Origin of the sequence: Microbacterium sp. BR1, assembly GCF_002812725.1 — a bacterium.
Classification (GTDB): domain Bacteria; phylum Actinomycetota; class Actinomycetes; order Actinomycetales; family Microbacteriaceae; genus Microbacterium.
On the sequence record NZ_NMUN01000002.1, the window covers coordinates 286,064 to 306,339 of the forward strand.

Consider the following 20,276-nt stretch of genomic DNA (forward strand, 5'->3'; position numbering starts at 1 on the left):
CCCCCCCGTCGTCGGGCGAGGTATAGGAGATCAGGCGCGACCGGGGAAGGTGCGGCCGGCCCAGGGGTCGTAGTCGGCCAATAAGGGGCCCTGCTCCGGACGCTCGTGCTCGGGCACGTGCTGCAGATTCACGCGCACCCGGTACCAGAGCGAGGAGCTGCCGCGCATCCCGTCGACGAGTTCGTCGGCCGGATGCAGTGCCGCCGCCGCGGACGGATGCTCCGCACGCCACCGCTCCAGCGCCTCGAGGGCCTCGGGCTTGGACTTCGTCCGCGCGACCTCGATCAACGGCATCGTCGAGACCCGCCGCCCGGACCCGTCGCCCGCGCGCGGCGGCTTCTCGGCGGGGCCCAGGCGCTCGGCGAGGCTCAGCAAGCCCTCGAGAGACCCCGCAGTGGAGTCGATGCCGGCGTGCGGATCGCCGAGCTCGCGAAACCGCGGCACGACGGTCGCGACGGTGAACTCCTCGGGCCGACGCGTGCGCAGCTCGTCCCACGCGAGGGGCGTCGAGACGCGGGCGTCCGGCAAGGGGCGGATCGAATACGCGGATGCGACGGTGCGGTCCTTGGCGTTCTGGTTGAAGTCGACGAACACGCTCTCGCCGCGCTCCTCCTTCCACCACCGCGCCGTCGCGAGCCCGGGTGCCCGCGCCTCGACCTCGCGGGCGAGGGCCTCGGCGGCGGAGCGGAGCGCGCGGAAGGTCCAGCGCGGTTCGATCCGCACCAGGATGTGCAACCCGCGCGATCCCGAGGTCTTCGGCCATCCGATGAGCCCGTGGTCGGCCAGCACCTCGCCGGCGATCATCGCGACGTCCACGATCTGCTCCCACGCCACACCCGGCATCGGGTCGAGGTCGATGCGTAGCTCGTCGGGATGGTCGAGGTCCTCGGCACGGACGGGATGCGGGTTCAGGTCGAGGCATCCGAGGTTCGCGATCCAGGCGAGCCCCGCGGCATCCCGGATCACGGCCTCTTCGGCGGACGTGCCCGAGGCGTAACGCAGGGTCGCGGTGTCGATGAAGTCGGGGTGGTTCTCGGGCACGCGCTTCTGGAAGAACGCCTCGGCGCCGATGCCCTTCACGAATCGCTTGAGCACCATGGGCCGCCCGCCGGCACCCCGCAGCGCACCATCGGCCACGGCCAGGTAGTACCGCACGATGTCGAGCTTGGTCAGTCCCGGCTCGGGGAAGACGACCTTTCCCGGGTTGCTGACGCGCACCTCGTGACCCTCGACGTCGAGGATCTCCGCGGGTGAGGACGAGGCCATCGCCTCAGGCTAGGCCGGACGCATGCCCTGGGGCCAGCCCCGACGGCGTACGAAGAAGGGGCCGCCCGAAATCGGACGACCCCTTCTCGTGCGAGCAGCGTCAGTTGCTGCTGCGGACGATCGCGATGATGCGCAGGATCTCGACGTACAGCCAGATCACCGTGACCATGATGCCGAACGCACCGAGCCAGGCGAGCTTGCGGGGGGCGCCGTTGCGCACACCCTGCTGGATCTGGTCGAAGTCGAGCACCAGCGAGTAGGCGGCCATGAGGACGACGAGGACGCCGATAATCAGACCGAGCGGGATGTTGATGCCGAGAATGCTGATCGAAGCGCTGAGCAGACCGAACTGCTGGCCCGCAGGAAGGACCCCGGTCCACATGAGCACGATGTTCAGCAGCGAGAACACGAGATAGCCGACCATCGCGATCAGGAAGATCTTCGTCGCCTTCTTGGACGCGCGGATCTTGCCGTTCGCGAAGAGCGCGAGCGTCACGCCGACGACGGCGAGCGTTGCGAGCGTCGCCTGCATGACGATGCCCGGCCACTGCACCTCGTAGAACGCCGAGATTCCACCGACGAACAGACCCTGGAACGCGGCGTAGGCGAGGATCAGTGCGGGGCGGACCTTCTTGCGCGACGTGAAGATGACCACCATCGCGAGCACGAAACCGCCGAGCGCACCGATCAGCCACGGAACGATGTTGGTGGTCTGGTTCTGGTCGCCCGTGATCGTCAGGCCGCCCAGCGTCCACACCCAGCCGATGGCCGCGGTCACGAGAAGCACCGCGAACAGCCCGAGGGTCTTCATGACGGTGTCTTCGACCGTCATGCGGTCGGTTTCGATCGCACCGGCCGGCGGCGCGGCGTACATGCCCTCGAGGTGCGCCTGCGCGGCGGCATCGGTGCCGGCCTGCGTAGCCGCGGAGGTCTGCGTGCGACCACCGAGGTTCGCGGCCTGCGATCCACCGGGGTAGGTGTTCACGGCGCGCGGGTCCTGGAAGGCCGGGCTGTTGAATGCGGGATTGTTGAAGGCCATCGCCTCGCTCACACTCCAAGAAATGGGGGTCCACAGCGGGGTGCTGTTCATCAACGATATCCGACACCCCACCCACCGACGCCGCATTCCGCTGTGAGACGGCTATGAGCGAGCCCTGTCATCCGTCATACGCCCGGTCGACGAACGCGTCCCGGATAGCCTGGAAATATGCCTCTCGACCGCACGTTCGGCCGGCCGCTCGTGATCGGTCATCGCGGCGCACCGGGGTATCGTCCCGAGCACACCCGGTCGTCCTACGACTTGGCCCTGGCGATGGGCGTCGACGCGGTCGAGCCCGATGTCGTGCCGACGCGCGACGGCGTGCTGGTGGTACGGCACGAGAACGAGATCTCGGGGACGACGGATGTTTCGACCCGACCGGAGTTCGCCACCCGCCGGACGACGAAGACGGTGGACGGCACGGAGCTGACCGGCTGGTTCACGGAGGACTTCACGTGGGCCGAGTTGGCGACCCTGAAGTGCCGTGAGCGCCTGCCGAAGATCCGGCCGGCCAGCGCGAGCTTCGACGACCAGCAGCCGATCCTGCGCCTCGCGGACGTGCTCGATCTCGTGCGCGCCGCGTCGGACGAGCAGCAGCGTGCGATCGGCGTGGTGCTCGAGATCAAACACGCGACGTACTTCGAGAGCGTCGGCCTCGACGTCGTTCCGCTCGTCGAGGCCGAACTGCGCCGGAGCGGATGGTCCGATTCGCCCGCGCTCGTGATCGAGTCGTTCGAGTCGACGGTCCTGGAACGCCTGCGCGAACGCGGTGTTCGCGCCGAGTACATCTACCTGATCGAAGCCGGCGGGCGGCCGTTCGACCTCGTGGCCGCGTTCGGCGACGACGCTCCGACCTATCGGCAGACCGTGCAGCCCGAGGGTCTCGACGCTCTGGTCGGCAGGTTCGACGGCATCAGCGTCGACAAGCGTGTGATCCTGGCGCCGAACAAGCTCGGCCGGATGACGGGACCGACCTCTGTCGTGGCGGACGCCCACGCGCGCGGGCTGAAGGTCTTCGTGTGGACCTGCCGTCCCGAGAACTCCTTCCTCGTCGCGGATTTCCGCGGCAAGGGAGGCGGCGCGGCGCTCGGCGACTACGAGGCCGAGTGGCGCGTGATCCGGGATGCGGGCGTCGACGGCGTCTTCGTCGACCACCCCGACCTCGGCATGGACGTCTTCGCGCGCTGACGCGGGGACGCTGCTCAGGGAGCGGAAGTCGCGCCGCTTTCGCGTTGACCCGTGACCCCGAGGAAGCGGATGAAAACCGCGATCCACCCGAAGATGAGCGCGAACACGATGATCTCGAAGGCCGTGAGCGAGAAATAGCGCCCGGGCTGTCAGGCTCGGGTCATGCGGCAGATCGAGATCGACATCGACGGGGGCCTGTTCCGTGCGTACTCGTCCCTCGCGCCGCGCACCGACGCGGCACCCGCGGTCGAGCCGACGCCCGTCGTGCTCATCCACGGAATCGGGATGTCGCACCGCTACTTCGCCCGCCTGCATCGCGAGTTCGCGCGCTCGCGCGACGTGCACTCGATCGACCTCCCGGGGTTCGGGCGGTTCGGCCGTCCTCGGGGGAAGTTCGGACAGGAACGGATGGCGCGGGCGCTCGCCGCCGTGCTGCAGCGGCTGAACGTACCGCGCGCCGTGCTCGTCGGCCATTCGATGGGCGCGCAGTGGATCGTCGAACTCGCCCGACAGCGACGCGACCTCGCTGAGGGAGTCGTCCTGATAGGGCCGGTCGCGGACGACGAGCGCCGGACGCTGCGAGCGCAGAGCGTCGCCCTCGCACGGGATACCCTCGGCGAACCGCCGCGCGTCAACGCGATCGTCTTCGCGGACTACGTGCGCTGCGGCATGCCGTGGTATCTCACCCAGCTTCGCCACATGATGACGTACCCGATCGAGGAGCGGATCGCGGACCTCTCCGTGCCGGTGCTGGTCGTGCGGGGCGGGAACGACCCCGTCGCCGGACTCGACTGGTGTCGGCGTTTGCGAGATCGAGCGCACGACGGATCGCTCGTGATCGTGCCCGGGTGCAGACATGTCGTGCAGTTCGCGGCGCCGCGGGCCGTGGCATCCGCGATCGACGCCTTCCTGGCATCGCGCCGCCGGACCGGCCACCTCTTGGGCGTGGCATGACGGCGCGCCCGCAACGGCGCGCTCGGCGTCTCGAGATGCTCGGGGCGTGGGCGGGGGACTACGCGTACGCGATCGCGGCGCAGGCGCGGGGGGCACTCGATCGCACGGACCCGACCGTATTCCGAACGGGGCATCTCACTCCCGTCGTGGTGCTGCCCGGCATCTACGAGTCGTGGCACTTCATGCGCCCGCTCATCGCGGCGCTGCACGACCGGGGCCATCCGGTGCACGTCGTCGACGCCCTCCGACGCAACGGCAGACCGGTCACCGAGAGCGCCGTCGCCGTCGTGGAGTACCTGCGCGAACAGGATGTGCGCGGCGCGGTGATCCTCGCGCACAGCAAGGGCGGCCTGATCGGCAAACAGGCGATGATCTCGGGCGCGACACCCGCCCACGTCACGGCGATGCTCGCGGTTGCGACGCCCTTCGCCGGATCCCGGTACGCCCGGTACTTCGTCAATCCCGCGCTCCGCGGGTTCTCGCCGCGCGACGCGACAATCCGCGCGCTGCTGCTCGAGACGGCGATCGACGCGCGCATCGTGTCGGTCTACGGGCGGTTCGACCCGCACATCCCGGGGGGCAGCGCGTTGCCCGGGGGGCGCAACGTCGTGCTCGACACGATGGGGCACTTCCGCGTGCTCGAAGACCCGCGCGTGCTCGAAGAACTCGAGGCGCTCACCGGCTGAGCCCGGGCCGGGGGCTCAGCGCTTGTTCTCTTGCACGCGGATCAGGTTGCCGGCGGGATCGCGGACGGCGAAGTCCCGCACCCCGTAGTCCTGCTCGATCGGCTCCTGCACGATCTCGGCGCCCCGCGACTCGAGCGTCGCGAAGAGGGCATCGAGGTCGTCGGTGGCGAGATTCACGCCGAAGTAGGTGCCCTTGGCGATGAGCTCCATCAGCAGCCGGCCCTCGTCCTCGGTGATGCCGGGGTTCGCGGTCGGCGGGTGCAGGACGATCGCGGTGTCGGGTTGGCCGACCGGGCCGACCGTGATCCAGCGCAGATTCTCGTATCCGACGTCGAGGCGGACCTCGAAGCCCAGCACGTCGCGATAGAACGCGAGCGAGGCATCCGGGTCCGTGTGGGGCAGGAAGCTGGAGTGAATGGTGACGTTCATGGCGGCCACGCTACCGACGCGCGGCGCCCGCCGCTTCTCGATTCCTGACCGGTCGCGTGACCTGTTTGGCGATGCACGGCAGCATGCCGTCGGTCGCGGATGCGCCGCGATCGCGATAGGCGCTCGGGGGCACGCCGACGAGCTCGGTGAACCGGGTGCTGAACGTGCCGAGGGATGCGCATCCGACGGCGATGGCGACCTCGGTGACGCTCTGGTCGCCCTGGCGGAGCAGCATCATCGCGCGTTCGATGCGTCTCGTCATGAGGTAGGAGTACGGGGATTCGCCGAACGCCCGGCGGAATGCGCGACTGAGGTGTCCGGATGACATGTGCACACCCCGGGCAAGGGCTTCGACATCCAGCGGCTGCGCGTACTCCCGGTCGATGCGGTCGCGGACGCGGCGCAGCAACGCGAGGTCCCGCAGTTCGGCGGGCGTCGGCATGCTCACGATGACATGCTGCCAGGTCGCCGCGGGTGTGTCACGGGGTGTCACGGAGTCAACGCCGTGCGCAGCGTCTCGGCGTTGCGCACGGCGTTGCCGTCTCCGTCGTTGTTGAAGTAGGCGTAGACACGTCGCCCCTGGCCCTCCCACTCCCGGATGCGATCCGCCCACCAGGCGAGCGCGTCGTCCGTGTACGAACCGCCGTAGAGGGCCCGATCGTCGGGTCCGTGCAGCCGCACGTAGACGAGGTCGGAGGTCGCGCGCAGGATGCACGGCAACCCCGCACCGCTCATGACGCAGTACGCCGCGCGACGCCTCTCGAGCAGCTCGAAGACGCCCTCATCGTTCCACGACGGATGCCGGAACTCGATCGCCGGTTGCGTCCATCCGGGCAGCCGGGCGAGAAACCAGTCCAGACGCTCGTCGTCGCGCTCCATCGTCGGCGGGAGCTGCACGAGCAGCGGTCCGCGGCGGCCGGCCAGTTCGTGCAGCCCCGCGCTCATCCGCTCGATCCAGTTCTCGGGCTCGCGCAGGCGGCGTGCGTGCGTCAGTCCGCGGGGAGCTTTGACGGCCATCTCGAACCCCTCGGGCAAGCGCCGTCGCCACGAGGCGAACGTGGCCGGGGGAGGCCAGCGGTAGAACGAGGCATTCAGCTCGACCGTGTCGAAAGCGGCCACATAGCACGCCAGTCTCTCGCGTGGGGGCAGCCCAGACGGGTACAGCACCGCCTCCCAGTGGTCGTAGCTCCACCCCGATGTGCCGATGCGTGCCACGGCGCCGGACGAGGCGTCTTCAGTCCGCGTCGGGTTCGACCACGGCGTCTTCCGCATCATCCATCGCCGCGGCGCCCTCTTCGGGTGACTCCGAGCCGGCGTCGGCGGCCGCATCGTTCGATTGCTGCGGGCGCTGTTCGTCGTCGAGGGGGCCGTTGCCTGTTCCCGCGGTCGATTCGTTCATCGCTTGCTCCTTCTTCTGTCGTGTTCTTGCGCCCCGGATCTGGGGCCGTCAGGTCTCGTCACGCATGATCGGGCTGTCGTCGAGGTGAACCAACAGGTCAGCGACATCCTCGTACACCGCGTCGGCGCCCGCCACGAGAAGCTCTTCCGCGCCGTACCCGCCGCTGAGGACGCCGATGCTCGCCACCCCCGCCCGCGCTGCCGACGACATATCCCAGACCGAGTCGCCGACCAGCACCGCCTGCTCAGCGGTGACTCGCGCCCGTTCGAGTGCGACGTTGATCAGGTCGGGCTCCGGCTTGGCTGTCGCGACATCCTCGCCCGAGGTGACCGCATCGACCGCGTCGGACACATCCAGCGTGGCGAGGAGGGCGTCGAGTTCGTGCTGGGGTGCCGACGTGGCCAGAACCACGGTGCGGCCACGTTTCGCGAGCTCTCGCAGCAGATCCCGAGCGGATGCGAAGGGCCGGAGCCTGTCGGTGGTGGACGAGTAGTGCCGTTGGTGCGCGGTTTTCACAGCGTCGCCGAGTGCATCGGCATCGTCCCCGAGCAGGCTCTGTAGGAGCTTGCCCGAGTCCATGCCGATGGCGCGGTGGATGCGCCATGCGTCGACCGGGTGGTCGACGGCGACGAACGCCCTGTTCCAGGCGTCGATGTGGAGGTAGTTGGAATCGACGAGGGTTCCGTCGATGTCGAAGAGGACGGCCACAGGACCCGCGGATGACGCAGACATGACTCCAGCAAACGGCATGACCCCCCGGGGTGCCGAGGGGCTGGCGGAATCCGGCCGAGTGTGCCAGCAACGCGAGTGCGCCGCACCCGGAGGGGATCCAGGTGCGGCGCTCTCGGAACGGGCGGGGTCAGATCAGCCAGGGCTGGCTGCGCACGATCGACAGCTTGCGCCACGGGATGCCGAAGCCCCACGTGTCTCCGGCGTACGTCGCGGCGACCGCGATCAGGGCGAGGGCGTAGATGATGTGGTAATCGACGAGGGGGTTGGTCGACGCCGTCAGGTGCGCGAACGGCCACTCGGCCAGGTACATCAGCACCATGATCACCGAACCGACGACCGCGCTCACCCGCAGGCCGATCCCGAGCATGACCGCGACGCCGATCCCGAGCATTCCGGCCATGAACAGCACGTCGGTCAGGGGGCTGGCGATGCTCGCGAAGAACCCCTTGAGCGGACCGACGACCGCGTCACTGTTGAGGAATCCCTGGCTGGGGGTGCCGCCATTCATCCAGGCGCGCTCGGGCGGGGTCGAGAAGCCCAGGCCGAAGGTCTTGTCGAGAAAGGCCCAGAGGAAGATGAAGCCGGTCGCCAATCGCAGGATTGCGAGGGAGTAACGGCCGGCCGCAGTCCCGGCTGTCACATTCCGGGTATCGTGCTCGCCCGAGACCTGGCGCGGCATGGTGGCTCCGGACAGGGAAATGGTTGCGCGTGCGCTGGTGATCGTCACCGGATGCTCCTCGATAGGGTTCCCCGCCGTATCTGCTGACCGGCTGGGCTGATGACCCAACGTTCTCGCGCTCGAGCGCCCTGAAATAGTGCCGAAGGTCCCACCGCACGACGGCGTGTCCGGCCGCATGGAGTCGTGCTGAGGCATCCGGGACCTTCGGCCCTGCCGCGACGCCCCGCGGGGTGCGAGCGTCGTACCCGGCGGGTGACGGCGGCGTGGAGCTGGCGGCCGGCCGATCCGCAGCCCGACGGCAGCTGAAAGAAGATCATGAACGGTCAACGCCCCCGGTCGACCCGCAAGGGGGTGAAGATCGTCGCCATCGTCGGCGGTTCGATCGTCGCGCTGGCGGCCACGCTCCTGGTCGTGGTCCTGATAGCCGGGGGCATCCTCGCCCCAGCCACGTATCGGGAACCGTGGGACGAGGAATATGCCGCGAGGTTCGATGACCCGCGAATGCAACTCGTCGCGCGCGCCGTGCTCGCGCCGAGCAGCCACAACGAACAACCATGGCGGGTGCGCCTGGACGAGGCCGACGAAAACGTGCTCTATCTGTACACGGATTCTCACCGGCTGACCCCCGAGGTCGACCCGCTCGCCCGGCAGACGATGATCTCTCAGGGCACCTTCTTGGAGTACCTCGTGATTGCTGGACGGCACGTCGGAACGGATGTCACCATCGAGCTGTTTCCCGACGGGACATACGACGAGGCGGACCTGCCGGCCAGCATGGACGAACTCCCCGTCGCCCGGATCGTGCTCAGCCCTCGCTCCGATGCGAACAGCGATGACTACGCGTCACTGTTCCTCTCAGACACGAATCGCGGCCCCTACGCGCCCATCGAGGTGACGGCCGAGCAGGCGAGCGACCTCGAGGCGCTGGCCACGATGACAGGCCTCACCCTGACCGTCCACCGAGACCGTGAGGACGTCTCGGCGATCGGTGCCGCGACCGTGCGCGGCACCGTCATCGAGTCCGAGAACCAGGCCGTTGCGGCCGAGAGCGCGAGGATCTTCCGCTCCAACGAATACCGCAAGAACGAGACGCGCTCGGGCTTCGCGGTCGAGGGGCAGGGAACCGACGGCTTCATGAAGTACCTCCTGCAGGGCCTGACGACTCTGCTCCCGGGCACCAACAGCGCCGAGGCGGCCGCCGAACGAGCCGTCGCGCTCGCGACGAATGGCGCGGTGCACACCCCCGCGTACATCGTGCTCGAAACGGCGGGCAACACCCGGATCGATCAGGTCCGGTCCGGGATGCTCTACGCACAAGTGTCGCTGCGCGCTCGCAGCATGGGGCTCGTCGTCCAGCCGGTCAGTCAGGTCCTCGAGGAGTACCCGTCGATGAGGGCCGAGCGGGCTGCCATCCACTCCGCATACGCCACAGACGGGGGCACCATCCAGATGCTCGTCCGGCTCGGTACGCCGACGGTCGATTACCCGCCCACGATGCGTCGCGATGCCGGCGATCTGCTCGTCGAGAAACGCTGGTGGCACCCGACCGATGGGCGCCAACGACCCGATGAGACGCATGCTTTGAGAGATAGACGCGACCGCCTTCGTATGCAACCCCGCCAATGCACAGACAGAGTGAGGTAAAACCATATGAGGGGGAATGCATCGGCCCCCCTGAAGGAGACTCTGTGCCCGGCAATGCCACCGCCCGCTTCAGCAACGTCGCGTTGCTTTCCGTTGCGAGCGTTCTTCCCGGTCGTGTGACGACCTCTGACGAGATCGAGGATCGCCTCGCGCCTTCTCTCAAGCGACTGAAGCTGCGCAGCGGACTGCTGAAACGCGTCGCGGGTGTGCTCGAACGCCGCAACTGGGCCGCGGGCGAGACCGCCGACGCGTCGACCATCTCGGCGGGCCGGCAGGCGCTCGCCGAAGCCGGCGTCAGCGCGTCCGAGGTCGGGCTGCTGATCAACACCTCCGTCACGCGAACGAACCTCGAGCCATCCGTCGCCGTCGCCCTGCACCATGGCCTCGACCTGCCGAGCTCCGCGGTCAACTTCGACATCGCCAATGCCTGCCTCGGCTTCATCAACGGCATGTCGCTCGCCGCGACGATGATCGAGTCCGGGCAGATCCGGTACGCCGTCGTCGTTGCGGGCGAGGACGCCGACGAGATCCAGATCAATACGATCGAGCGTCTGCTGCACGCCGACGGTGATCGCGACGGCTTCATGAGCGAGTTCGCGTCGTTGACGCTGGGCTCGGGCTCTGCCGCGGCCGTGCTCGGACGCGCCGACGAGCACCCCGAGGGGCACCGGATTCTCGGGGGCGTGACGCGTGCCGCGACGGAGTTCCACAGGCTCTGCGTCGGCAGCGTCGACGGCATGTTCACCGACGCGAAGGCGCTCTTGAAGGGCGGCCTGGACCTGGTGGTCTCGGCGTGGAAGGACGCGTCGAGCGAGTGGGACTGGAAGTCGATGAACCGGTACATCACGCACCAGGTGTCGTCGATCCACACCCACGCGATCGTCAAGGCCGTGAACCTGGACGCATCCCGCGTTCCGACGACCTTCCCGCACTATGGCAACATCGGCCCGGCCTCGGTTCCGATCACTCTCGTCGAAGAGCAGGCCAGCCTGAAGAAGGGCGACCGGGTACTGCTGATGGGCGTCGGCTCGGGCCTGAACACGGCCATGATGGAGCTCGCCTGGTGACTGACGCCGATCGGCGGATGCTCGCAGGGTTGCCTGAGCTCGACATCCGTTTCAGCCGCACGCGCCTCGTGCGCCACCGGGGAACGGATGTCTCGCGGGAGTGGCACTACCTCGACACGGGTGACGAACTCGCGCGCCTCGTGCGGCCGGGCGGCGGCGAGGTCGTCGGCACGATCCTCGCGGTGCACGGCAACCCGACGTGGTCGTACCTGTGGCGCCGCCTCGCGTCGGCATCGCTGCGAGCGGCCGAGAAGGGCGGGCCCGCCTGGCGCGTCATCGCGGTCGACCAGCTCGACATGGGTTTCTCGGCGCGTACCGGCACGACCCGCACGCTGCCGCAGCGGGTGACCGACCTCGCCGACTTCACCGAAGACCTGGGCCTCGAAGGCCCGGTGATCACGCTCGGTCACGACTGGGGTGGCGTGATCTCGCTGGGCTGGGCGGTCGATCACCCCGAGATGCTCGCCGGAGTCATCACGCTCAACACCGCCGTGCACCACCCCGAGGGTGTTCCGATCCCCGCGCCGCTGCGGCTCGCGGGGGCCCGCGGTGTGCTCGCGGCATCCACCGTCTCGACTCCCGCGTTTCTCGAAACCACACTCGCCCTCGCTCAGCCGCCGCTCGCGCCCGAGGTCAAGGATGCCTTCCGCGCGCCATACCGAACCGCCGCGCGGCGACACGGGATTGGCGGCTTCGTCGCGGACATTCCGGTGGATGCCGCCGATCCGGGTTTCGCCGAGCTGCAGCGCATCGCCGCCGGTGTTACCGAGCTCGAGGTTCCGGCGCTGCTGCTGTGGGGGCCGAAGGATCCGATCTTCGGCGACCGCTACCTCGACGACCTGATCGACCGGCTGCCGCACGCCGACGTGCACCGCTTCGAGGGCGCCGGGCACCTGATCGCCGAGGACCGCTCGTACGCGGACGCGATCCTGACGTGGCTGGGTGACAACGCCGAGCGTCTGGCCGGGAGACTGGACGAGGCCGCTCCGAGAGAATCAGCGGATGTCTCCGCCCCGGTTCCCTTCACGCCGCTGTGGGCCGCGCTCGAGGCGCGCCGCGACGACGACGATGTCGCGATCATCGACATGGCCGCGGGCAGGGGCGCGGGGGGCGAGCGCCGCGTCAGCTGGCGACAGCTCGACGATCGGGTGCGGAGCCTGGCCGCGGGACTCGCGCGCATCGGTGTGCAGAAGGGGCAGCGCGTGTCGGTGCTCGTGCCCCCGGGGCCGACGCTGACGGCCGTGATCTACGCGTGCCTGCGCATCGGCGCTGTTGTGGTCGTCGCGGACGCCGGGCTCGGCGTCCGCGGACTCTCGCGCGCCGTGCGGGGTGCCTGGCCGGATGTCGTGATCGGCGAGCTGCCGGGGCTCTCAGCCGCCCGGGCACTGGGGTGGCCCGGCACGCGCATCTCGGTCGCGCGCCTGCCCCGAGCATCCGCACGGCTTCTCGGTGTTTCGCACGACCTCACGGCGATCGCTCGGGCGAGGGCTTCGGCTCCGCTTCCCCCCGAACCGGCTGCCGACGATCCCGCGGCGATCCTGTTCACGTCGGGATCGACCGGTCCCGCGAAGGGCGTCGCCTACACGCATCGTCAGCTCTCGGCGCTGCGCGATGTGCTCGCGGCTCACTTCGAGGTGAGCGGGGATACGGGCCTGGTCACCGGTTTCGCGCCGTTCGCGCTGCTGGGGCCCGCGCTCGGCACGCGTTCGGCGACTCCCGACATGGATGTCTCGGCGCCGCGCACCCTCACGGCGCGCGCTGTCGCGGCCGCGGTCAGGGCCTCCGATGCCCGCATCGTGTTCCTCTCGCCCGCCGCGATCCTGAACGTCGTCGCGACCGCCGCCGCCCTCTCCGCCGACGATCGCCGCGCGCTCGAGCGGGTGCGCACGTTCCTGTCGACGGGCGCTCCCGTCGGCGAACCGCTTCTCGCCGCGGCGGCGCAGCTCATGCCCAATGCCGAGCCGCACACCCCGTACGGCATGACCGAGTGCCTGCTCGTCACGGACGTGACGCTCGCCGGCATCCGCGCGGTGTCGGATGCCGCCGACCGCGGCGTCTGCGTCGGCTCCGCGATCGGGTCCAACCGTGTGCTGATCAGTGCGTTGGACGCGTCGGGACGGGCTGTCGGCGCCCCGAGCGACGAGCCCGGGGTGCTGGGCGAGGTCGTCGTCTCGGCCGAGCACCTGAAGACGTCGTACGACCGCCTGTGGCTCACCGATCGGGGTGCCGTTCGCGACACTCCCGCCGAGGGTCGCTGGCACCGCACGGGCGACGTCGGTCACCTCGACGCCGAGGGGCGACTCTGGATCGAGGGGCGTCTGCCGCACGTGCTCGTCACGGCCGACGGTCCCGTCGCGCCGGTCGGGCCCGAGCAACAGATCGAGGCCTCGACATCCGTGCGCCGCGCAGCCGTCGTCGGCATGGGGCCCCAGGGTCTCCGGCAAGCCGTGGCGGTCGTCGAGACGGCCCCGGCAGTCGCGCGCCCGGGCTTGGCATCGCCCGAGCTGACAGCGGACGTCCGCGGATGCACCGCCCTGCCCCTCGTCGCGGTGCTGGTCGTGCCGCACCTGCCCACCGACATCCGTCACAACTCCAAGATCGACCGCACGCGGCTGTCCGAGTGGGCGGAGCGCACACTCGCGGGCGGACGGATGACGCGGCCGTGATCGTCGCCGTCACGGGAGCGTCCGGATACCTCGGCCGCGCGGTCGCGGCCGAGCTCGTCGCATCCGGACACGACGTCCGCGCCCTGCAGCGTCGACCCTCGCGCGTCGACGGGGTTACGGATGTGCTCGGCTCGATAACCGATGCCGCCGCCGTCGCGCGGGTGGTCGACGGAGCCGAAGGCGTCGTTCACCTCGCCGCGAAGGTGTCGTTGGCGGGGGATCCCGCGGAGTTCCGCGCGGTCAACGTCGAGGGGACGCGGGCGCTGCTCGACGCGGCCGAGCGGGCCGGCGCATCCCGTTTCGTGCAGGTTTCGTCGCCGTCGGTCGCGCACGCGGGCGCAGCGCTCGCCGGAGTGGGTGCCGAGCCGGCCTCGCCGACGGACGCTCGCGGCGAGTACGCGCGGACGAAGGCCGAGGCCGAGCTGATCGCGCTCGGACGCGACTCCGACGCGATGCGGGTCGTCGCGGTGCGCCCGCACCTCGTCTGGGGACCGGGCGACACGCAGCTCGTCGGCCGGATCCTCGATCGTGCCCGTCGGGGGCGACTGCCCCTGCTCGACGGCGGACGGGCCCTCATCGACTCGACCTACGTCGACAACGCGGCGACCGGAATCGTCGCGGCCCTGCACCGTGCCGATACCGCTCGCGGCCGCGCCTTCGTCATCACCAACGGCGAACCGCGATCCGTCGGCGAACTGCTCGCGGGCATCTGCCTAGCGTCGGGGGTGCGGCCCCCGCGGTGGAGCATCCCGGCGGGGGTCGCCCGCGCGGCCGGGTCGCTCATCGAGCTGGCGTGGGCGCTGCGCCCCGGCGAGGACGAGCCGCCCATGACGCGGTTCCTGGCGGAGCAGCTGTCGACCGCGCACTGGTTCGACCAGCGTGGTACGCGGCAAGCCCTGGATTGGGCTCCGACCGTCAGCATCGACGAAGGGCTCCGCCGACTCGCCGCGCACGCCGGCTCCTGAACGTTCGCCGCGCCACGACCGCGCGTAGGCGCGCACGGGCGCGGCGCAACGGGTCACTTCGACGAGCGCAGTTACCGAGAGGGTGTGCGCACCCTAGAACGGGGGCGGATCCGTGTTCGGGGTGAAGTGGATCGCCGGGGGTGGCGTATCGATGTAGACGTGGCCGCCTGGGGAGGTCCATTCGAGGACTCCGCCGCCGAGTTGGCGGACGGTCCACGCCGTTTCGCCCTTGAGGGTGTGGTGTCGTTTGCAGAGGCAGGCGAGGTTGCAGACGGCGGTTTCACCGCCCAACGCGTAGTCGAGGGTGTGGTCCCGGTCGCACAGGTGCGCGGGTTGCCGGCACCCGGGGAATCGGCAGTGCTGATCCCTCGCCCGCAGGAACCGCTTCATGTCCGCCGACGGGGTGTACCGGTCGACCGCGAGCACGCACCCGGCGATCGGGTCAGCCAGGACCCGATCCCACCCGGTCGCGTACCCCGCGAGCTGGCGGGCAGTGGCCGGGTCGATCGGGCGCCGCCCGACCAGCTCGGCCGCCTCGTCCGTCACTCCGGCCAGCGCGAGCGCAGGCACCGTGACGTTCACGATCGCCTTGATCGCTCCAAGACCTCCAAGCCCATCTGACAGCCCGGCGCCGGTTTCGACGGTGGGCGTGGTGGTGAGCATCATGTCCGCGACGAGGTCGGCACGGATCTGGTCCAGTGTTCGCGTGTCGGTCGGGTCTGCATTCTTCAACGCTCGGGCCTGCTGGGTGATGCGGTCGTGCATTGCATGCGCCAACACGGCGGGTTGGGTTGAGATGAACTCCGCCATCCCGTCCCCGATGTCTCGAACGCACGCACCCCGCGACGCGCGTGCTTCCTTGTGGCGCTCCGCGAGCGGGCACGGCTGCAGGGATTCCGCGAGACGCGCCAACGATGCCCCGAGCCGCCCCGGGGTGGTCCCTTCGGCACGGGTGAGCGCTTCAGTCTCGAACTCCGCCCGCGCCTGAGCATCTTTGAGCGGTAGTCCGTGTTCCATGATCACCGCAACATGGCCGCCAGCAATCCGTCCGTCTTCCCACGCCGCGAACGTCGCGGGGAACGACTCGTCCAACACGGCGGCGTCGTTCATGCGGCGTTGGACGGTGCGATCGGACATGTTCATTGCGGCACCGAGCTCTGCCGCCAGAGCACGATACGGCAGCTCTGCTTCGCGGGAGGAGGGTGAGGCGAGTTCCGCGACCCGGCGCGCACCGACGTGTGCGGCTTTCGCGAACACTCGCGCGAGCGCGGCTTCCGCGCGCGCCATCGCCCGCCGGGCGTCGATGCCCTCCCCGGCGAGCTCGCGCGCGATCGCGTCCACCCCAGTCGTTTCGGCGTCGTCGCAGTTCGAATGCATGTTCGAAACTCTACGGATGACCACCGACATCGGAGACGCGAAAAGCCCCCAAATCACGGCGAAATCTCAACGAGAAAATGAGAGTCCTCACATCTCACGACGCCTCGCGAATCGTGGCCGCACGGGAATTGAAGAAGCGGCGGGACCTGCACATACTCTGTCAACCCCGTACCGCACAATTCTCGCGCGGACGATCCTCGATGCATGACATTCCAGCCCACGCGCGCGATCGTGACCGGCTCCGATTCGGGTATCGGCAAGGCGACCGCCGTCGCGCTCGCCGCGGCCGGAATGGACGTCGGTGTCACCTGGCACTCGGATGAGGAAGGCGCCCGCGACACCGTACGCGAAGTCGAGGCGCTCGGTCGGCGGGCGGTCGTGCGAAGACTCGATACCTCGGACATCCCCGCGTGCGGCGACGTCATCGACGAGCTGACGGCCGAACTCGGTGGGCTCGACGTGTTCGTGAACAACGCCGGCACAGGCGACAACGCACCGTTCCTCGAACTGACCCTCGAACAGTGGCGCCACACGGTGAGCGTCGACCTCGAGGGGGCCTTCGTCTGCCTGCAGCGCGCAGCCCGGCACATGGTTGGGGGCAGCGGCGGCCGACTCATCGCGATCACGAGCGTCCACGAGCATCAGCCCCGGGTCGGTTCGGCGGCGTACGACGCTGCCAAGCACGGTCTCGGCGGCCTCATGAAGACCATCGCCCTCGAGCTCGGACGCGAGGGGATTACGTCGAATTCGGTCGCTCCGGGAGAGATCGCGACACCCATGACCGGGCAGGAAGACGAGGATCCGCGAGGCACCGATCGTCCGGGTGTACCGCTCGGTCGGCCGGGCGATGCCCGCGAGATCGCTGCGGTCGTCGCGTTCCTCGCGTCACCCGCGGCGTCGTACGTGACGGGTACCTCATACGCCGTGGACGGCGGGATGCTGCAGATGGGGCCTCAGGCCGGGTCGCACATCGAATCGGATTACTGGCGCCCGGCCTGACCCGCTACCGGGGTAGCGGGTCGAATGCGCTCCATGGCGGGACGCGCTCCAGGGAGGCTGTCCGTAGCGTTTTGATATGGCTACTCAGGGGACTCTCGACCGCGCGACCGGGATCGGTCCGACCTCGACAGGTGTGCGCACCACGGTCCCGCGGCGGGTCGCGCCCGGGGGAGCGCAGGAGCGCAACGGCAGCACCTACGCCGAGCTTGCGAACACCATCAAGGGCATGGGTCTGATGGAGCGTCGCCGGGGCTGGTATCTGGTTCGCAGTCTGATCCTGCTCGCCGGCTATGTCGGCGGATTCGTGGCGTTGTTCAGTCTGGGCTCGTCGCCGTGGCAGCTTCTGGTGGCCGTCTTCTTCGCGGTGCTGTTCACTCAGACGGCCTTCCTGGCGCACGATGGCGCGCACAAGCAGATCTTCGCCTCGGGAAAACGCAATGAATGGGTCTCGCGCATCTTCGGGAACCTGCTGGTCGGCCTGAGCTACGGGTGGTGGATGAACAAGCATTCCAAGCACCACGCGAACCCGAACAAGGTCGGCAAGGACGGCGACATCGTCCCCGGTGCCATCGTCTTCACACAGGAGGATGCTGCGAAGCACACCGGCTGGCGCGCAGCGATCATGGCGCGGCAGCACTGGTTCTTCTTCCCCATCCTCACGCTCGCCGGGGTCGACCTGCACATCAATGCGGTGAAGGCCGTGGTCGGCCGCGAACCCGTCAAGGCCCGTGGCCTGGAGGCGGCGCTGCTCGCCATCCGTTTGATCGGATTCCCGATCCTGGTTCTGCTTGCGGCGGGGCCGCTGATGGGACTCGCATTCATGGGGGTGCAGCTCGCGATCTTCGGTGTCTACATGGGAGGCAGCTTCGCCCCCAATCACAAGGGCATGGCGATCATCCCCAAGGACATGTCGATCGACTTCCTGCGCCGGCAGACACTGACGTCCCGCAACATCAGCGGTGGCCCGCTGGTGGCGACCGGCATGGGCGGACTGAACTTCCAGATCGAGCACCACCTCTTTCCCAGCATGCCGAGCGTGAACCTGAGCCGGGCCCGACCCGTCGTGCGCGCCTTCTGTGCCGCGGAGGGGATCGCGTATACCGAGACCACCCTGGTCGGGTCGTACCGGATCGTGCTGAGGTACCTGCAGAAGGTCGGGCTGAAGTACGCCGATCCCTTCGACTGCCCTCTGGCGACCCAGCTGCGCTGACGCGGGCGCTACGATCTCGGCCGCGTGATGGTTTTCGTCCGCGTACCATTTTCGGCATGGTGACCCCCAGGCTCTCCCGCCGCCGCGAGGCGTGGTTGCGCATTGCGGCGGCAGCGGCGGCGATCGTCCTCGTCGTGGTCTCGGTCGCCCTGGGTGCCAGCCTCTACGACGGGCTCCTGCTGGTGCTGTTCGTCGGGGTGCTCGCCCAGGTCGCGTCGCTTCCCCTCGCGCTGATCCGCCCTCGAGTCGCCGCGATGCTCTCGATCGCCGGGGCACTGGTGATCATGGGTTCCGCCCACGCCGGAGAGGCGCCCTGGCCGTGGGCGGTGACGACGATGATCACCCAGATGCTGGTCGTGGCCGCTCTGGGATATCGCGCCAGCTGGCTGCTCGGCGCCGGGACATTGATCGGGGTCGTCGCGCTCTCGGGTGTGCTGGCGCTTCTCGTCGTGCCGTCGCGCGATCAGGAATCGGTGGCCGGGAACCTCGTGATCTTCAGCTGCATCGGGGGGATCGCGCTCGCCGTCGGCATCCTGGCGCGAGAGTGGCAGGCAGTCGGACGGCAGCTGCAGCGTGAGCGGCGTCTCACCGAGGACGAGCGCGCGCGTCGGCTGGTCGCCGAGGAGAAGACGCGGATCGCCCGCGAGCTGCACGACATCGTCGCGCACAGCATGTCGACCATCACCGTCCAGGCCACGAGCGCGCACGCACGCCTACCCCACGTGGACGCACCGACACGGCACGAGTTCGACGAGATCGCTGCTCTGAGCCGCAAGGCACTGACCGAGATGCGCTCGCTCCTCGGGGTTCTGCGCGAGCCGGATGCCCCGGTCGCTCGCACCCCCCAACCCGGCCTGTCGGGCATCGTCGAATTGGTGGCGCAGGCACGGCGCTCCGGGCTCCAGGTTCGGCTGCTGGGGGCCGACGCCCTCTCCGACGACGGAATCGATGAGGCGGTCGGACTCAGCGCCTACCGCATCGTGCAAGAGGCGCTGAGCAATGTCCGCCGGCATACCCGTGGGGCCGCCGCCGAGGTGCGCGTGCACCGCGACCAGAACCTCGACCTCCGGATCACGAATCAACGCGGAACGGATCTTTCGGGCGCGGATCAGGCGAGTCATCGCGCCGCAGCGAACACCGAGAGCAGCGGCCTGCTCGGTATGCGGGAGCGTGCGGCCATCGTCAACGGCACCCTGTCGTTCGGCCCGACAGGAGATGGCGGATACGAGATACACGCCGTCCTTCCTCTGCGCGCCCCGACCGAAACGGAGCGAAAGTGAGCATCCGCGTCCTGATCGCCGACGACCAGGCCATGGTGCGCGCGGGCTTCGCGGCCCTGCTCGATGCGACCGACGACATCCAGGTGATCGGGGAGGCAGCGGACGGGCTTCAGGCTCTAGAACTGTCGCGAGCGCTGCGACCGGACGTGATCCTGATGGACGTTCGGATGCCCCATCTCGACGGCATCGAGGCGACGCGCCGCATCCTTTCTGAGCACGAAGCGGCCAGGCACGGTTCACTCCCACGCATCCTGATGCTCACCACATTCGATATCGATGACTATGTCTACGAGGCGATGCGAGCGGGGGCCAGTGGGTTCCTTCTCAAGGACGCCCTCCCGGATGACCTCGCCGCCGCGGTTCGGGTCGTGTCGCGGGGCGACGCTCTGCTCGACCCCGCCGTCACGAAGCGGGTGATCGAGCACTTCGTGCGCACCATGACGCCGCCGGCGCAGCCCGTATCGCTCGACGCGCTGACTCCCCGCGAGCGCGATGTGCTCACGCTCGTCGCGCGCGGCCTCTCGAACCGAGAGATCGCCGGTGAACTCGTGCTCGCCGAGCAGACCGTGAAGAGCCACGTCAGCCGCATGCTCAACAAGCTCGACCTGCGTGACCGAGCGCAAGCGGTCGTCGCGGCCTATGAATCGGGGCTCGTGGTTCCGCGCGAATAGCCCGGGGTTCTGGGACAAGAGCATC

Annotated in this window: 20 protein-coding genes; 11 read left to right on the top strand and 9 right to left on the bottom strand. The window is 69.1% G+C overall.

Annotation, left to right across the window (positions count from 1 at the left end; genetic code table 11):
* Positions 1-30: 30 nt before the first annotated feature.
* Positions 31-1,266, bottom strand: coding sequence for a DNA polymerase domain-containing protein (locus tag CGU35_RS02030; RefSeq protein ID WP_100809961.1), 1,236 nt, complete (start codon positions 1,264-1,266; stop codon positions 31-33).
* Positions 1,267-1,366: 100 nt separating this feature from the next.
* Positions 1,367-2,305, bottom strand: coding sequence for a Bax inhibitor-1/YccA family protein (locus CGU35_RS02035; protein WP_100809962.1), 939 nt, complete (start codon positions 2,303-2,305; stop codon positions 1,367-1,369).
* Between the two features lie 168 nt (positions 2,306-2,473).
* On the opposite strand from CGU35_RS02035, the gene CGU35_RS02040 reads away from it, so the two are divergent.
* The 3 genes from CGU35_RS02040 (at position 2,474) to CGU35_RS02050 (ending at position 5,133) form a co-directional block, all read left to right on the top strand.
* Positions 2,474-3,493 carry a glycerophosphodiester phosphodiesterase family protein gene (locus tag CGU35_RS02040; RefSeq protein ID WP_100809963.1) on the top strand — a complete coding sequence of 340 codons (1,020 nt, stop codon included), beginning with the start codon at positions 2,474-2,476 and terminating at the stop codon, positions 3,491-3,493.
* 162 nt (positions 3,494-3,655) lie between these two features.
* Positions 3,656-4,447 carry an alpha/beta fold hydrolase gene (locus tag CGU35_RS02045; RefSeq protein ID WP_100809964.1) on the top strand — a complete coding sequence of 264 codons (792 nt, stop codon included), beginning with the start codon at positions 3,656-3,658 and terminating at the stop codon, positions 4,445-4,447.
* On the top strand, positions 4,444-5,133 hold the full coding sequence (locus tag CGU35_RS02050) for an esterase/lipase family protein (RefSeq protein WP_181003497.1): 690 nt from the start codon (positions 4,444-4,446) through the stop codon (positions 5,131-5,133). Before CGU35_RS02045 ends, CGU35_RS02050 begins: the two co-directional genes overlap by 4 nt.
* Positions 5,134-5,148: 15 nt before the next feature.
* Here the strand turns inward: CGU35_RS02050 and CGU35_RS02055 are convergent, their stop codons facing one another.
* From CGU35_RS02055 to CGU35_RS02075, 6 genes are all read right to left on the bottom strand, one after another.
* The gene (locus CGU35_RS02055) at positions 5,149-5,562 is read right to left on the bottom strand and encodes a VOC family protein (RefSeq protein WP_100810096.1); all 414 of its coding nucleotides are present in this window, start codon (positions 5,560-5,562) and stop codon (positions 5,149-5,151) included.
* Between the two features lie 10 nt (positions 5,563-5,572).
* On the bottom strand, positions 5,573-6,004 hold the full coding sequence (locus tag CGU35_RS02060; RefSeq protein WP_100810095.1) for a helix-turn-helix transcriptional regulator: 432 nt from the start codon (positions 6,002-6,004) through the stop codon (positions 5,573-5,575).
* Positions 6,005-6,051: 47 nt separating this feature from the next.
* Positions 6,052-6,777 (bottom strand): DUF72 domain-containing protein, encoded by a 726-nt coding sequence (locus CGU35_RS02065; RefSeq protein WP_258034468.1) that lies wholly within the window; start codon positions 6,775-6,777, stop codon positions 6,052-6,054.
* A gap of 19 nt (positions 6,778-6,796) precedes the next feature.
* The gene (locus tag CGU35_RS18085) at positions 6,797-6,961 is read right to left on the bottom strand and encodes a hypothetical protein (protein WP_157813868.1); all 165 of its coding nucleotides are present in this window, start codon (positions 6,959-6,961) and stop codon (positions 6,797-6,799) included.
* A gap of 48 nt (positions 6,962-7,009) precedes the next feature.
* Positions 7,010-7,693 (bottom strand): HAD family hydrolase, encoded by a 684-nt coding sequence (locus tag CGU35_RS02070; RefSeq protein WP_100809966.1) that lies wholly within the window; start codon positions 7,691-7,693, stop codon positions 7,010-7,012.
* A 127-nt stretch (positions 7,694-7,820) separates the two neighbouring features.
* Positions 7,821-8,420, bottom strand: coding sequence for a DoxX family protein (locus CGU35_RS02075; protein ID WP_232711109.1), 600 nt, complete (start codon positions 8,418-8,420; stop codon positions 7,821-7,823).
* Positions 8,421-8,687: 267 nt separating this feature from the next.
* Between CGU35_RS02075 and CGU35_RS02080 the strand changes: the two genes are divergently transcribed.
* From CGU35_RS02080 to CGU35_RS02095, 4 genes are read left to right on the top strand one after another with little or no spacing between them, the layout of a single operon-like run.
* Positions 8,688-10,016 (top strand): Acg family FMN-binding oxidoreductase, encoded by a 1,329-nt coding sequence (locus CGU35_RS02080; protein WP_100809967.1) that lies wholly within the window; start codon positions 8,688-8,690, stop codon positions 10,014-10,016.
* Positions 10,017-10,060: 44 nt separating this feature from the next.
* The gene (locus tag CGU35_RS02085; RefSeq protein WP_232711110.1) at positions 10,061-11,083 is read left to right on the top strand and encodes a 3-oxoacyl-ACP synthase III; all 1,023 of its coding nucleotides are present in this window, start codon (positions 10,061-10,063) and stop codon (positions 11,081-11,083) included.
* 17 nt (positions 11,084-11,100) lie between these two features.
* Positions 11,101-13,749, top strand: coding sequence for an alpha/beta fold hydrolase (locus tag CGU35_RS02090; RefSeq protein WP_100809969.1), 2,649 nt, complete (start codon positions 11,101-11,103; stop codon positions 13,747-13,749).
* Positions 13,746-14,714 (top strand): NAD-dependent epimerase/dehydratase family protein, encoded by a 969-nt coding sequence (locus CGU35_RS02095; protein WP_100810098.1) that lies wholly within the window; start codon positions 13,746-13,748, stop codon positions 14,712-14,714. Before CGU35_RS02090 ends, CGU35_RS02095 begins: the two co-directional genes overlap by 4 nt.
* A 93-nt stretch (positions 14,715-14,807) precedes the next feature.
* Here the strand turns inward: CGU35_RS02095 and CGU35_RS02100 are convergent, their stop codons facing one another.
* Positions 14,808-16,091, bottom strand: coding sequence for an HNH endonuclease signature motif containing protein (locus tag CGU35_RS02100; protein ID WP_157813869.1), 1,284 nt, complete (start codon positions 16,089-16,091; stop codon positions 14,808-14,810).
* A gap of 204 nt (positions 16,092-16,295) precedes the next feature.
* Here CGU35_RS02100 and CGU35_RS02105 point away from each other — a divergent pair, with 204 nt between their 5' ends.
* From CGU35_RS02105 to CGU35_RS02120, 4 genes are all read left to right on the top strand, one after another.
* Positions 16,296-17,090 (top strand): SDR family oxidoreductase, encoded by a 795-nt coding sequence (locus tag CGU35_RS02105; protein WP_100809971.1) that lies wholly within the window; start codon positions 16,296-16,298, stop codon positions 17,088-17,090.
* Positions 17,091-17,166: 76 nt separating this feature from the next.
* Complete coding sequence (locus tag CGU35_RS02110) at positions 17,167-18,300, top strand: fatty acid desaturase family protein (RefSeq protein ID WP_198519494.1); 1,134 nt, start codon at positions 17,167-17,169, stop codon at positions 18,298-18,300.
* 56 nt (positions 18,301-18,356) lie between these two features.
* Positions 18,357-19,580 (top strand): sensor histidine kinase, encoded by a 1,224-nt coding sequence (locus CGU35_RS02115; protein ID WP_100809972.1) that lies wholly within the window; start codon positions 18,357-18,359, stop codon positions 19,578-19,580.
* The gene (locus CGU35_RS02120) at positions 19,577-20,251 is read left to right on the top strand and encodes a response regulator (protein WP_100809973.1); all 675 of its coding nucleotides are present in this window, start codon (positions 19,577-19,579) and stop codon (positions 20,249-20,251) included. The genes CGU35_RS02115 and CGU35_RS02120 overlap by 4 nt, the downstream gene beginning before the upstream one ends.
* Positions 20,252-20,276: the final 25 nt, after the last annotated feature.

Excerpts from the sequence above, each read along its gene's own strand:
- CGU35_RS02070 (WP_100809966.1), bottom strand. The coding sequence starts at position 7,693 with ATGTCTGCGTCATCCGCGGGTCCTGTGGCCGTCCTCTTCGACATCGAC.
- CGU35_RS02035 (WP_100809962.1), bottom strand. The coding sequence starts at position 2,305 with ATGGCCTTCAACAATCCCGCATTCAACAGCCCGGCCTTCCAGGACCCG.
- CGU35_RS18085 (WP_157813868.1), bottom strand. The coding sequence starts at position 6,961 with ATGAACGAATCGACCGCGGGAACAGGCAACGGCCCCCTCGACGACGAA.
- CGU35_RS02105 (WP_100809971.1), top strand. The coding sequence starts at position 16,296 with ATGACATTCCAGCCCACGCGCGCGATCGTGACCGGCTCCGATTCGGGT.
- CGU35_RS02110 (WP_198519494.1), top strand. The coding sequence starts at position 17,167 with ATGGCTACTCAGGGGACTCTCGACCGCGCGACCGGGATCGGTCCGACC.
- CGU35_RS02030 (WP_100809961.1), bottom strand. The coding sequence starts at position 1,266 with ATGGCCTCGTCCTCACCCGCGGAGATCCTCGACGTCGAGGGTCACGAG.
- CGU35_RS02090 (WP_100809969.1), top strand. The coding sequence starts at position 11,101 with ATGCTCGCAGGGTTGCCTGAGCTCGACATCCGTTTCAGCCGCACGCGC.
- CGU35_RS02055 (WP_100810096.1), bottom strand. The coding sequence starts at position 5,562 with ATGAACGTCACCATTCACTCCAGCTTCCTGCCCCACACGGACCCGGAT.
- CGU35_RS02060 (WP_100810095.1), bottom strand. The coding sequence starts at position 6,004 with ATGCCGACGCCCGCCGAACTGCGGGACCTCGCGTTGCTGCGCCGCGTC.
- CGU35_RS02050 (WP_181003497.1), top strand. The coding sequence starts at position 4,444 with ATGACGGCGCGCCCGCAACGGCGCGCTCGGCGTCTCGAGATGCTCGGG.
- CGU35_RS02080 (WP_100809967.1), top strand. The coding sequence starts at position 8,688 with ATGAACGGTCAACGCCCCCGGTCGACCCGCAAGGGGGTGAAGATCGTC.
- CGU35_RS02045 (WP_100809964.1), top strand. The coding sequence starts at position 3,656 with ATGCGGCAGATCGAGATCGACATCGACGGGGGCCTGTTCCGTGCGTAC.
- CGU35_RS02115 (WP_100809972.1), top strand. The coding sequence starts at position 18,357 with ATGGTGACCCCCAGGCTCTCCCGCCGCCGCGAGGCGTGGTTGCGCATT.
- CGU35_RS02100 (WP_157813869.1), bottom strand. The coding sequence starts at position 16,091 with ATGCATTCGAACTGCGACGACGCCGAAACGACTGGGGTGGACGCGATC.
- CGU35_RS02040 (WP_100809963.1), top strand. The coding sequence starts at position 2,474 with ATGCCTCTCGACCGCACGTTCGGCCGGCCGCTCGTGATCGGTCATCGC.